10 protein-coding genes and 1 pseudogene are annotated in these 14,233 nt (G+C 33.0%); 10 read left to right on the top strand and 1 reads right to left on the bottom strand.

Translation table 11 applies throughout. The features are described from left to right. Nucleotides 1-295: 295 nt before the first annotated feature. The 10 genes from JJD95_RS12485 (at nt 296) to JJD95_RS12440 (ending at nt 12,749) form a co-directional block, all read left to right on the top strand. On the top strand, nt 296-1,696 hold the full coding sequence (locus tag JJD95_RS12485; RefSeq protein WP_291643359.1) for a 2-isopropylmalate synthase: 1,401 nt from the start codon (nt 296-298) through the stop codon (nt 1,694-1,696). Between the two features lie 35 nt (nt 1,697-1,731). Beyond that, nucleotides 1,732-3,666, top strand: a complete 1,935-nt coding sequence (locus JJD95_RS12480) for an aconitate hydratase (protein ID WP_291643358.1) — start codon at nt 1,732-1,734, stop codon at nt 3,664-3,666. A gap of 4 nt (nt 3,667-3,670) precedes the next feature. Beyond that, on the top strand, nt 3,671-4,684 hold the full coding sequence (locus JJD95_RS12475; protein ID WP_291643357.1) for an isocitrate/isopropylmalate dehydrogenase family protein: 1,014 nt from the start codon (nt 3,671-3,673) through the stop codon (nt 4,682-4,684). A gap of 156 nt (nt 4,685-4,840) precedes the next feature. Next, on the top strand, nt 4,841-5,527 hold the full coding sequence (locus JJD95_RS12470) for a pseudouridine synthase (RefSeq protein WP_291643356.1): 687 nt from the start codon (nt 4,841-4,843) through the stop codon (nt 5,525-5,527). Nucleotides 5,528-6,055: 528 nt separating this feature from the next. Then, nucleotides 6,056-6,502: a hypothetical protein gene (locus JJD95_RS12465; protein WP_291643355.1), complete on the top strand. Its 447-nt coding sequence runs from the start codon at nt 6,056-6,058 to the stop codon at nt 6,500-6,502. Between the two features lie 289 nt (nt 6,503-6,791). After that, the gene (locus tag JJD95_RS12460) at nt 6,792-7,568 is read left to right on the top strand and encodes an ABC transporter permease subunit (RefSeq protein ID WP_291643354.1); all 777 of its coding nucleotides are present in this window, start codon (nt 6,792-6,794) and stop codon (nt 7,566-7,568) included. A gap of 30 nt (nt 7,569-7,598) precedes the next feature. After that, a complete protein-coding gene (locus tag JJD95_RS12455) occupies nt 7,599-8,636 on the top strand; it encodes an aliphatic sulfonate ABC transporter substrate-binding protein (RefSeq protein ID WP_291643353.1) in 1,038 nt (345 codons plus the stop codon). A gap of 34 nt (nt 8,637-8,670) precedes the next feature. Continuing rightward, nucleotides 8,671-9,486 carry an ABC transporter ATP-binding protein gene (locus JJD95_RS12450; protein WP_291643352.1) on the top strand — a complete coding sequence of 272 codons (816 nt, stop codon included), beginning with the start codon at nt 8,671-8,673 and terminating at the stop codon, nt 9,484-9,486. A gap of 130 nt (nt 9,487-9,616) precedes the next feature. Then, complete coding sequence (locus JJD95_RS12445; RefSeq protein WP_291643351.1) at nt 9,617-11,317, top strand: FAD-dependent oxidoreductase; 1,701 nt, start codon at nt 9,617-9,619, stop codon at nt 11,315-11,317. A 220-nt stretch (nt 11,318-11,537) separates the two neighbouring features. Then, complete coding sequence (locus tag JJD95_RS12440) at nt 11,538-12,749, top strand: YeeE/YedE family protein (RefSeq protein ID WP_367114817.1); 1,212 nt, start codon at nt 11,538-11,540, stop codon at nt 12,747-12,749. A gap of 76 nt (nt 12,750-12,825) precedes the next feature. Here the strand turns inward: JJD95_RS12440 and JJD95_RS12435 are convergent. Next, nucleotides 12,826-14,046, bottom strand: a pseudogene (locus JJD95_RS12435) (YeeE/YedE family protein). Between the last annotated feature and the right edge of the window lie 187 nt (nt 14,047-14,233).

Below are 14,233 nucleotides of genomic sequence, written 5' to 3'. Positions count from 1 at the left end.
CTTTCATATTTAAATCTACCTTTCTGATTATCAACACCCCATTTGTACAATCTTATGAGGTATATTCTACACTATATTTTTGTATGTTTGGGACATAATCAAAAACGGTATACTAAGACATTATCATAAACGGATCATAGATTAGAATTAAATGATTGCAAAACATCTTTACAAAACTATAAATAACCTATATAATAAACATTAAATTGAATTTTTAATATATGGATAGGTCATTAATCGCACAAATGCAATTATTAGTTGAAAATAAAAATAGGTAGATAACAGGAGGTAAATAATGAAAAAGGTACAAATATCAGATTATATTGACGCTCATAATAGGGAAATAAATAATTTACAACCAAATCATGATAATCAACCAGAGTTATTTAAAGAAATATTCCCATATTCAGAAATTCCAAAGATGGTTTTTGGGGGTGAACAAATTCCGATGTTTGTACCTAAAGATATTTGGATTACTGATACTACTTTTAGAGATGGACAACAGTCTATGGATTCATATACTGCGAAGCAAATTATTAAAATATTTGACTATCTACACAAACTCGATAATAATTCGGGAATAATTAGACAAACAGAATTTTTTTTATACACTGAAAAGGATAGAAATGCAGTTAGGAAGTGCTTGGAAAGGGGATATGAATTTCCAGAAGTAACGTCCTGGATAAGAGCTAATAAGGAAGATCTTAAGCTTGTAAAAGATATGGGAATTAAGGAAACGGGGATACTTATGTCCTGTTCTGATTATCATATATATAAAAAATTGAATAAAACAAGGCAAGAAGCTATGGATTTATATATTTCACTAGTGGAAGAAGCTTTAGAGAATGGTATAGTTCCAAGATGCCATTTTGAAGATATAACTAGAGCTGATTTTTTTGGTTTCGTAGTGCCACTTTCACAAAAACTTATGGAACTTTCTAAGAAATCTGGTATAAAGGTAAAAATTAGAGCGTGTGATACACTAGGCCTTGGATTACCTTATTCAAGAACGCAACTACCAAGAAGCGTAGAAAGTATCATACATGGATTAAGAGTTTATGCGGGGGTTCCCGCGGAGTACCTTGAGTGGCACGGACATAATGACTTTTATGCTGTGGTACCAAATGCTACTACAGCATGGCTACATGGTTGCAGTGCTATAAATACTTCTCTATTTGGTATTGGGGAGAGAACAGGTAACTGCCCGCTGGAAGCTATGATTATAGAATATGGTCAAATAAAAGGAAATGTAAAAAATATGAATCTTAAGCTTATAACTGAAATCGGACAATACTTTGAAGGTGAATTTAAATATAGTATTCCACCTAGAACACCATATGTAGGTAGCGAATTTAATGTTACTAGGGCTGGCATACATGCGGATGGAATATTAAAAGATGAAGAAATATACAATATTTTCGATACTGAAAAAATATTAGGTAGGCCAATTGTTGTTGCTGTCAATGAACATTCAGGGCACGCAGGTATAGCGGCTTGGGTTAATACTTATTTTAGATTAAAGGGTTTACACAAAATAGGTAAAAAAGATGAAAGAATTAATACTATAAAAGAGTGGGTAGATAAGGAGTATCAGACAGGCAGAAACACTGTAATGAAAAACGAAGAATTGGAACCAATTGTAAAAGAATGTATTCCAGAGTTAAGTATTAAAGCGCAAAACACTGCAGCTTGTTAAGTTTAAACTATTTATGAAGAAATGGAGGGAGCATTATGAAATTTACTGCAGCTCAAAAGATAATTAAGACTCATTTAGTTAAAGGTGAAATGATTGCTGAAAGCGAAATTGCAATTAAAATAGATCAAACTCTAACTCAAGATTCTACAGGTACAATGGCCTATCTTCAATTCGAGGCTATGGGAATTAATAAAGTTTTAACTAAAAAATCTGTTGCTTATATAGACCATAATATTTTACAAACAGGAGCGGAAAATGCAGATGACCATCTATATATACAGGGCGTTGCGAAAAAACACGGAATATATTTTTCAAAACCTGGTAATGGTATTTGTCACCAAGTTCATTTAGAAAGATTTGGAGTACCAGGGGAAACACTACTTGGTTCAGATAGTCATACTCCTACTGGCGGAGGAATAGGAATGCTTGCCATAGGGGCGGGAGGCCTTGATGTAGCGGTAGCAATGGGCGGTGGAGAATATTACATATTAATGCCTAAAATTGTAAAGGTAGAATTAATAGGTAAGCTTAACCCTTGGGTTTCAGCAAAAGATATTATATTAGAATTACTAAGACGATTAACAGTTAAGGGTGGAGTTAATAAAGTATTTGAATATGCAGGTGAAGGTATTAAGAGCTTAACAGTACCAGAAAGAGCAACTATTACAAATATGGGGGCTGAACTTGGAGCAACTACTTCAATTTTCCCTAGCGATGAAGTGACTTATGAATTTTTAAAAGCACAGAATAGAGAGAGTGATTATGTAGAGATTAAAGCAGACGAGGGTGCATTATATGATGAAGTAATTAAAATAGATTTATGCACAGTTGAACCTTTAGCTGCTTGCCCTCATAGTCCAGATAAGGTAGTACCTGTATCGTCATTAAAAGACATAAAGGTAGACCAAGTGTTAATAGGAAGCTGCACTAATTCATCCTATGTTGATATGATGAAAGTATCAAAAATACTCAAGGGAAAAACTATTCCTGATGAAGTGTCACTTGCTATTTCACCAGGTTCAAAACAGGTTTTAAGTATGCTTTCAAAAAATGGTGGTCTTTCTAATATGATTGATGCTGGTGCAAGAATTTTAGAAAGTGCATGTGGTCCATGTATAGGAATGGGTCAATCACCTTCAACAGGGGCAGTGTCACTAAGAACTTTTAATAGAAACTTTAAAGGAAGATCTGGAACGGTATCAGCTAATGTTTATATTGTGAGTCCTGAAGTGGCAGTTGCATCAGCACTTGCAGGGTTTATAACGGATCCAAGAGAGCTGGGGGGCGAAATGAAAGTTCCTATGCCGGAAAAATTCACAATCAATGATAATTTAATAATAAGCCCAGCTATGGATGGTAAAGATATAGAAATAAAAAGAGGTCCTAATATAAAGCCATTCCCAATAGCGGAAAAATTAAAAGAGACAGTCATGGGTAAAGTGCTAATTAAAGTAGAGGATAACATTACAACGGATCATATAATGCCATCTAATGCTAAATTACTACCCTTTAGGTCTAATATTCCATACTTATCGGAGTTTTGTTTAACTCCTTGTGATGAGAATTTTCCTACCTTGGCTAAAGAGCAGGGTGGTGGGATTATAATTGCTGGCGCAAATTATGGCCAAGGCTCCAGCCGTGAGCATGCGGCACTGGCACCTCTATATTTAGGTATTAGGGCTGTTATAGCAAAATCTTTTGCAAGAATTCACAAGGCTAATTTAATCAATAATGCTATAATACCATTAGTATTTGAAAACGCTAATGATTATGAAGATATAGACTTCATGGATGAGTTAATTATTGAAGATGCTATAGAGCAAATTAAAAAAGGTATTGTTATTGTATTTAACAAAACAAAAGGAGTTTATTATAAAACTTTACCAGAGGTGACGGAAAGAGAAAAAGATATGCTTATATATGGTGGATTAATAAATCTTATGAAAAACAGGGAAAAGGCAGGTGAATAGAAGTATGGGATACAATATCACACTTATACCAGGCGATGGAATTGGACCTGAAGTAACTTCTGCGGCTGTTAAAGTAATAGAGCAAAGCGGAGTTAAAATTGCTTGGGAAATAGTACGTATGGGTGCAGAGGTTATAGAGGAATATAATACTCCTATACCTTCCTACGTTTTAGAAAGCATTAAAAAAAATAAAATTGCACTTAAAGGGCCTGTAACTACACCGGTTGGTATGGGGTTTAAAAGTGTTAATGTTACATTAAGACAGGAATTAAACCTTTATGCTAATATTAGGCCTATAAAAACATTTGAAGGCGTTCCATCGAGATATGAGGACGTAGATTTAATAATAGTAAGAGAAAATAGTGAAGATTTATATGCAGGAATAGAGCATATGGTTACAGAGGATATTGCTGAGAGTATAAAGATAATAAGCAAAAAAGCTAGTGATAGAATAGTAGAATATGCTTTTAAATTAGCAAAAGAGCAAAATAGAAGTGAAGTAATAGCTGTTCACAAAGCAAATATTATGAAGCTCTCTGATGGATTATTCTTAAGATGTGCAAGAAATATAGCAGATAAGCATAAAGATATAGCCTTCGGGGATGTTATAGTTGATGCTATGAGTATGAAACTTGTGATGAATCCAGAAAAATACGATGTGCTTGTAATGCCTAACCTATATGGAGATATTTTATCAGATATGGCAGCAGGTTTAATTGGAGGACTAGGACTAGTTCCAGGGGCAAATATTGGAGAAGAAGGAGCTGTTTTTGAGCCAGCTCACGGGTCGGCTCCGGATATTGCTGGGAAAAACATAGCAAATCCTGCTGCCTGCATTCTATCCGGTGTTATGATGCTAAGATATATAGGGGAAAAAGACGCAGCAGATAAAATAGAGAAAGCGGTGGAAGCTGTTTTAAAAGAAGGTAAATATTTAACTTGTGATTTAGGTGGGACCACTGGGACTCGCGAGTTTGCTGAAGTGGTTATTAATGAAATGGTTAAACAGAAAAATTAATAGATATAAATCTTAATGGTTACTAATAAATAACTCATTGGCATAGTGCTTATGAGTTATTTTTATATATAAGACTAAAATGAACATGTATTTGGTATAATGAAATAAATATATTAGAGTGATTTGCATGACCAAGCGAAAGGATATAACTTTAAAATGAGAATTAATAAACTTCTTAGCAATTATGGTATTTGTTCAAGAACAGATGCGAGTAGGTTAATAAAGAAAAATAGGATAATAGTAAATGGTGAGATGTGCACGCCTGGACAGTGGGTGGAAGAAGAGGATAGTATTCTTATTGATAATGAGACCATTATCCGAAAAGATAAAATATATATTGCACTAAATAAACCTGTAGGAATTACTTGTACTGCAGCAAAGACGGTGGAGAAAAATATAATTGATTTTATGAATTGTCCGGACTATATTTTTCCTGTTGGTAGACTGGATAAGGACTCTCAAGGATTAATATTAATGACAAATGATGGGGAGCTAGCAAATAAAATATTAGAATCGGAAAACCAACATGAGAAAGAATATATAGTAACTGTAAATAAGCCTTTTAATGATCTTTTTATAAAAGGAATGTCTGAAGGTGTGCAAATTCGCAGTGTTAATACAAGGCCTTGCAAAGTTAGTAAGGTAGATGCTTACACTTTTCGCATTATTCTAACGCAAGGATTAAATAGGCAAATTCGTAGAATGAGTAAAGTTTTTGGATATACAGTTGTGAGACTCCAGCGAACTCGGATTATCAATATAAATATCCATGGGATAGATGTTGGTGCATGGCGTAACCTTACAGAAAAAGAGGTATTAGAACTAAGAACATATGGGAAATAAATTAAATGAATTCGAAATTTCTTATAAAATTTAATGCTTTCAGCTACTAAATGTGGTATAATGAGAATAATGTAGTAAAATAAACATGTGTGTTATAGAGAAAATTGAGTTGTAAATAAAAATTTAGGGAAATATTGAATTATACATTATTTAAAATCCCTTATAAGGCATAAGAAAAAAATAGGCTAGTATGCTGACTGGTTATTTTTTTGAAGATGCCTAAATAGAAGAAAGAGGTGTCCTATCATAAAAAACGGAAATGAAAATAAAACAGAAATCACTAAAAAAGAAACTCCTAAAGTAGAAGTAAAATCTAATAAATACCAAACGCTAGAAGAAGTTACTTATTTAAAATTAGTTAAAAAAGATGGTACTACAATTGATTGTAAAATAGACACGGAAGATTTACAAAAAGTATTAGAAAAGGGCCGTTGGTTTGCAGAATGGAATAAAGATTTTAATAATTTCTTAGCTCAAAATTTAGGTAGTTATTATATCGAAGAAAAGAAATATAGAAGAAAGCAAAGTTTGCAATCATTTATATTAGACGTTCATCCAAAATCACCTGTAAGACATATCAATGGAGATACTTTAGATAATAGAAAATGCAACTTAGAAGTATATAATCAGAATACAATTAATGATTATGAAGAATTAGATGAAAATTCTGTTGCTGTAATATTAAGAGATAGATATGGCAAGGAAAAAACTAGAACAATAATTGATAAAGAAGATATTAGTAGAGTAATTAACGATACTTATACATGGGTTCTATTTAAGAAATATACCGAACCTTACGCTGTAGCAAATACTCCAAACGGAAAAATCTACTTAAATAGATTTATAATGAGTACTCCAGAAGATATGATTGCTCATCCTATAAATCTAAATACCTTAGACAATAGAAAAGCTAATCTTGAAAATAAAAAGGTTGACTTAGAATTTGTTAAGCCAAGTGAAGAAATAGAAGAATAATAAGTATTAAAAAAGCAGTATAGAAGATATCTTCTATACTGCTTTTTAAAATTCAAAGATTAATTTAATCAAATATTGCTAATGCTTAAAGTACTATATAACAATATGTTATGCTGCATAACACATGCTTATTACAAAAATCTCTAATATTGTATTATAATTAATATATAGTTGATATAAAATTAACAAAATAAATTCAATTGAGTTAAAAGTGTAATTATAATCCAATTATAGGGGACATAACGCTCTTTTGTTTATGATAGGTATTTAATCGAAAGGCGGTATAATAGTGAATAAAAAAACTGCATATGAAAAAATGTTAACTATTGGGACAATACTTGTTATTTTAGCATTATGGATGCTAGTAACAATGCTCGGATGGGTTGATCCTAAATTAGTACCATCTCCACAATCAGTATGGACTGCGTTTGTTGATATTTTGCAAAATGGGTACAAGAATTACACATTGCTACATCATTTAGGAGCAAGTATGCAAAGACTTCTTATTGCTTTCTTAGCAGCAGCTGTCCTTGCAGTGCCTTTAGGACTTGCAAGTGGTTATAATTCCAAGATTAGAGCAATTTTCGAACCTGTTATAGAATTTTATCGGCCGCTTCCACCACTTGCTTATTACACACTTTTAGTTTTATGGCTAGGAATTGAAAATGGGTCTAAAATTGTACTTTTATTATTAGCTTGCTTTGCACCAATATACATTTCTTGCGTATCAGCCGTTATGAAAATAAAAGAAGAATATATAAATAGTGCATGCACTGTAGGTGCAAGTAAGCTACAAATATTTATGTATGTAATATTCCCAGCATGTTTACCTGATATATTTATAGGGCTTAGAACGGCATTAGGTGTTGGTTATACTACTCTGGTATCAGCTGAAATGGTTGCAGCAAACTCGGGTATTGGGTGGATGGTATTAGATGCAAGTCGGTATTTGAGAAGTGATATTATTTTTTTAGGAATTATTATAATGGGTATAACAGGTATATTATTAGATAGGGGCATACAATTTATTGAGCACAAGATTATTCCATGGAAAGGTAAAGAATAAAAAATATTAATATTATAAGGAGTGGTAGTTATGAGATTTAAAAAAGTAATATCCAATGTTATAATGACAACATTAATAGCAACATTATTTGTAGGATGTGGAACTTCAAAAGATGATGAAAATAAAACAGCTTCATCAGGTGTACCTGAGGTGGTAAATATAGGTACTCAACAAATGCCTAATGACGAGAAAATTGCTATATCAAAAGGTTTTTTTGAAGAAGAGCTTGGAGTGAAAGTTAATATTATTGAATTTCAGGCAGGGGATATAAGAAATGCCCTTGTTTCAAAGGACATTGATTTTGCCTTGCTTGGGTCATCTTCTGCAACGCTTGGGATTGCAAGCGGTATCGATGTAGAATTGATTTGGATACACGAACTCTTAGGTGATGCAGAGAGATTAGTAGCTAGAAATGGTTCAAATATTAATTCGTTGCAAGATCTTGTAGGGAAGAAAATTGCTACTCCATTCGCTACAACAACACATTATAGCTTATTAAAGGCTTTAGAGATGAATGGTATTTCTGAAAAAGATATAACACTACTTGATATGCAAATGCCTGAAGTGTATGTGGCTTGGCAAAGAGGTGACATTGATGCAGCTTATGCATGGGAACCTACACTTTCTAACCTTTTGAAGGACGGAAAAACAATAATTTCAAGCAAGGAAATGGCTGAAAAAGGTGTTATTACATCAAATGTAGAGCTTGTTAGACGAGAATTTGCGCAACAGTATCCAGATATTGTAACAAAATATATAAAGGCTGTAAATAAATCTGTTAAACTATATAATGAAAATCAAGCAGAGGCAGTTAAAACAATTTCAGATGCTTTAGAAATTACACAAGAAGAAGCAGCAAAACAGATGGAGGGTTCTATTTGGCTTACCGCTGAGCAGCAATTAGATGCAGCTTATTTTGGAACGAGTGATAAAAAAGGCGATTTAGTAAATTCATTAAAAGATACAGCTGATTTTCTCTATGAACAAAAAAGTCTTATGTCTAAACCTGAATTATCTACTTTTGAAGATGCAGTAAATCCATCATATATAGAAAGTGCTTTAAAATAATCTAAAAGCAATATAATAGAAATGGGGAATTTTTATGGATGAGGTATCAAAAGATAGAGCAGATTATGTTGTAACATTAAAAGATATAAATTTAAGGTATTCAGGTGAAAAAGGTGAAGTTGTTGCTCTAAAAGATATAAATTTAGACATTGTGCAAGGAGAATTTATATGCGTACTTGGTCCATCAGGTTGTGGTAAAAGTACCTTGCTCAAAATTATTGCGGGATTTCTTAAGCCTTCAGAGGGTGAAGCTAAAATGGACAATGAAATTATTACTGGACCTGATTGGCATAAAGGTGTTGTTTTTCAAAGCCCTGTCTTATATCCGTGGTTAAATGTTCAAGATAATGTTGCCTTTGGTCTAAAAATGAGGAAATTACCCAAAAGTGAAATTATAGAATTAACTAATAAATATATAGAATTTGTAGGCCTTAAGGGTACTGAAAATCATAAATCCTATGAACTTTCTGGAGGTATGAAGCAAAGAGCTTCGCTTGCAAGGGTTTTGGTGAATAATCCTAGGATGATTTTAATGGATGAGCCATTTGGAGCATTAGATGTTTTAACAAGGAGAAATATGCAAACTTTAATAAGAAAGGTTTGGACTAAAACAGAAAATACAGTTTTCCTTATTACTCATGATGTTGATGAGGCATTAGCACTTGCCACAAGAATTATTGTAATGTCAGGTAGCCCGGGTAAAATCCTTAAGGAATATAATATAGATTTCACTTATGAAAATCCAGGTGTAAATCAAAACAATGTAATATATACATCTAAATATATTAAGATAAGAGAAGAAATTTTGAATATTATAAGTAGCCAAAATGAAGAGTTAAAGTTCTCATAAAATTCATATATAGCAATCTCTTATACTGCATAACAGATTGCTATTACAGAAACTAGTAAGATTGTATTATAATTAACACATAGTTTGGTATAAATTTAACAAAAACATAATATTATATGGAGGGGTTTATATGAGTAAAAAATATTTAATAGTAGGTGGAGTTGCAGGTGGGGCATCAACAGCAGCGAGACTCAGAAGACTTAGCGAAGAGGATCAAATAGTAATGTTCGAAAGAGATTCCGATGTATCTTTCTCAAACTGTTGCCTGCCATATCACTTAAGTGGAATAGTAGAAGAAGCGGATAGTCTAGTGCTTATGCATCCAGACAAATTTTTAGCTCAATACAATATAGAAGCTAGAATACATAGCGAAGTCATAGATATAGACAGAGAGAATAAGGCAGTTAGAGTTAAAAACACACTAACTGGAGCAGAGTATACAGAAAACTATGACAAGCTAATTTTATCTCCAGGTGCAAAGCCTATACTTCCTCCTATCAAAGGAATTGAAGATGTAAAGGTATTTACTGTTAGAAATGTTGTGGATATAGAAAAGCTAAATAAATATGTGAAGAAAACGGGAATACAGAATATATCAGTAATAGGTGGAGGCTTCATAGGAGTTGAAGTTGCAGAAAACTTAAGAGAAGCAGGAAACAATGTAACGTTGGTTGAAGCTATGGCTCATATCATGAAACCGTTTGACTACGATATGGCTCAAATTCTTCACAAAGAATTACGTGATAAGGGTGTAAATTTAATAGTAGGAGATAAAGTAAGTTCTTTTGAAAAGGATACTGTTGTTTTGGAATCAGGTAAAAGGGTAGAAACTCAAGCAGTAGTTATGGCAATTGGTGTACTTCCAGAAACTTCACTTGCAGTTAAGGCTGGTCTTGAACTTGGAGTAACAGGAGCTATAAAAGTAGATCAAAACTATGTAACAAATGATAAGGATATATATGCAGTTGGGGATGCGATTGAAGTATATCATGCCTTAGCTGGAAAAAATATTAAGTTATCATTAGCAGGCCCTGCTCAAAAAGAGGCAAGACAAGTTGCTGACCATATACACGGTAGAGTTGTAAGAAATACTGGATATATCGGATCATCGGTAGTAAAATGCTTTGATTATAATGCAGCGTCAACAGGCCTAAATGAAGAAATGATAGAAGCTCTTAAATTAGACATTAATTATGGAGTAGCTAAGGTAATTCCAGGAGATAAAGTTGGTATAATGCCTAACTGTGAGCCATTACACTTTAAATTACTCTTCCAAGTGCCAACAGGAAAAGTATTAGGAGCTCAAGCAATTGGAACAGGAAATGTGGATAAGAGAATGGATGTAATTGCTACAGCTATTAAATTTGGAGCAACAGTTGATGATTTAAGAGATTTAGAATTATGTTATGCGCCACCATTTGGAACTGCTAAAGATGTAGTTAACTTTGCAGGTTATGTTGCTACTAACTTATTACATGGTGAATTTAAGCAAGTAAGTGAAAAAGACGTAAGAGGTTTAGTTGAAAGTAAAGCTTGCATAATAGATGTAAGAGAAGTGGACGAGTATGAATTAAGCCACATAATTGGGGCTGTGAATATACCACTTAGTCAAATAAGACAAAGAATGAACGAAATACCAAAAGATCAACCAGTATATCTACACTGTAGAAGTGCACAAAGAAGCTATAATGCAGTAAGGGCACTTCAAAATTCAGGATATACAAACATTTATAATATTGCTGGTGGATTTATGGGAATATCCTTCTATGAATCATTCACTGATGAAACAACTGGAAGAGAAAAAATAGTTACTGATTACAACTTCTTATAATATATATTTTTATGTGAATCTGGCTGTTTGAAGCTCCCTAGGAGATGATTTAATACAGCTGGATTCACATAAAAGGTTAATGAAAATAAATGCAGAAAGGAAATGAGATATGAAGAACACGGGTGGAGATACTGGTTTAAATACTAAGGGCAAGGCAGTAAACACAAAAGCAGTTACTAATAAAACGCAATATTTTGTTGGATTCGCAATTATAATAGCTATGGTCATCTTTACTACATCGTTATCATCAAATAATCCTAAGTTAGGATTATATTTAATTACTGGACTTGCAATCGGGTATATAATGCAAAGATCAAGCTTTGGATTTGCAGGCGGTATAAAAAAAATATATGTAACAGGAGATTCATCTTTAACAAAAGCATTAATGTTTATGCTTACTATATCAATAATAATAACAGCAGCAATACATTATGGAGCTTTTGCTGGTGGAGCCGAGGTAGCATCTAGAGCATTTGCAGGAGCTACGATAATACCAGGAACTCAATTCATTAAGCCAATTAACGCTTTATCTATTATTGGTGGAATATTATTTGGTACTGGTATGATGTTTGGTGGTGGATGTGCGTCTGGGACACTTACAGATGCAGGTGAAGGTGAAGGAAGAGCTTTAATAACGTTATTCTTTTTCATAACAGGAGCCCTGTGGGGAGAATATTTTATGGGCTTTCTTAAAGATACTGTGTTTTTCACTTGGGGTCCAAAAGTTTACTTGCCAGACTCTTTTGGTTATGTGGGAGCTATAATGATTTCATTGTTAGGATGCTTGGCAGTTTATGCTTTTGCTAAATGGTATGAAAATAGGAGAAAGAAAGCAAGTACTCTTATTTTATCAGAGTATTCGGAGTGGCAGAAAGCATTACCAGAAACAGGGGAATATAAGTTTTTTAGTAAAGAAACTTATCACAAATTTTTTATAAAAAGATGGTCTTTATATACTGGAGCAGTACTTTTAACAGTTATGTTTGAAGTAATAATACTTACAACAGGTAGTAGCTGGGGAGTAACTAGTGCTTTTGTAAATTGGGGAGCTTGGATCTATGGATCATTAGGTATAATAGATGTTTCAAAGTGGGCATCTTTTTCTTCTCAAATGGATACAATTAATGGAGGGTTCATGAATGATCCAGATTCTATGAGAAACTTAGGAATAATAATAGGAGCTGTAATATCTCCATTACTCGCAGGACATTTTTCATTTAAGAAAAAATTCAAATTAAAAGATGCCGCTTTCTATGCAATGGGCGGATTATTAATGGGATTTGGTGCAAGATTTGCATTAGGATGTAATATAGGAGCATTCTATTCAGCAATAGCTAATTTTTCATTATCTGGATGGGTGTTTATGCTAGCTTTAGTTTTAGGTGGAGTAATAGGAGTTAATTTAATTAAGAAATTTAACATTACAATTTAACTTTGATTAATTTTTCTATAGATAAAGAAGAAAATGCTGTGGAGCATTAAAGCTCCACAGCATTTTTTATGATTTTTTACATGAAGAATTTTACAAGAATTTTACTGCCAACTATTGCACCTAAGAATAAAAATATACCAAATACCCAGCCGGAGAGTGATAGTGATGCTGTCCCGCTGTAGAAAGCTCCTATATTACAACCGAGTCCTATCCTTGCACCATAGCCCATTAGAAGTCCACCTAAAGAAGCGGCAACTAATTGTTTTTTAGATTTGATTTTCTTTATTTTAAATTGTGACGCAAGAAGCGTTGCAAGTAAAGCACCAAGTATTATTGCTGAATTTCTAATTGAACCTGGGTCATTAAGAAATCCAGTATTTAGAGTTGCCTTAGCAGTGTCGTTACTAAAATAGTACCATTTGTCAACACTTCCACCCACTGCTCTATACAGCCAAGCACCCCAGGTTGCAAATACACTAGATATGCCCCAAGGTTCACCAGTGGTAGCTAGAGTAACTATTTGGGATAATGATAAAAGTACTGCACCCACAACATATGTCCAAGCACTCTTAAACCATTTTTTATAGAATTCATTATTTTTTATATCCAAAGTTATGCCCCCTAAAAGCTTATTTTCAACAATAATTATTCAATATTCTTCATTTTGTTTTTTGGTTTCCCATTTTTCAGCTAGTATATATAATATAGCAATTACTAAAAGTTGAACAAATATTGCTCCAAACCAACCTAGTATATCTGGAAGGAATACAGCTTTTCCTTTTGAAATAAAATTAATTTCCCACCATCCAAAATCATGCGCACCCCAGAGTGAACCAACAATGAAAAAGAATAAGGCGAGTATTTGCATTGTAAAACCTTCACCGACTCTCATCAGTGTACCTGAAGTACATCCACCGGCTATTACCATGCCTATACCGAATATGAAAGCACCTATTGCAGTTGCTATACTTATAGGGACTACATAGTTTTGCCCGGAAATTTCAAGTCCACGCATAAAATCACCATATTTAATTGCTGTAAAGCCAATTGAAGTTATAGCTAAAGCAATAAGAACAGCTCTAGTTAACATTGTCCCGCCTGTTAAATATGGGTCTCTCATGGAGGCAGTAAAACAAAATCTGGATTTTTGTAGTATAAATCCAAAACTAATGCCAGTTATCCAATATAAACTCAATTTATCTGATATAGTAGATAAAAAAACGCCGAAAACTACTAAAACAATAAATAAACCTATACCAAAAGGGATTTGACTTTTATTTGTTTTTTTCTCATTCATTAAACCATGCTCCTTATTTCTTTATAAATTTTTCGATATAATAATTTAAGTTACTACATAATTTGTACTTTTAAGTATTTAATGTAATTATACTATATTAAACAAGTTATAGCACAATAAATTTATGATGGGTTATATATGGTATAATTGAGTAAGATAAAATTTTGTGGAAAAGATAAAGCAAATA

Source organism: Clostridium sp. (genome assembly GCF_016650035.1).
Lineage (GTDB): Bacteria > Bacillota > Clostridia > Clostridiales > Clostridiaceae > Clostridium_AD.
The sequence above is the reverse complement of the archived record's forward strand: the minus strand, read 5'-3'. Positions and strand labels throughout refer to the sequence as shown.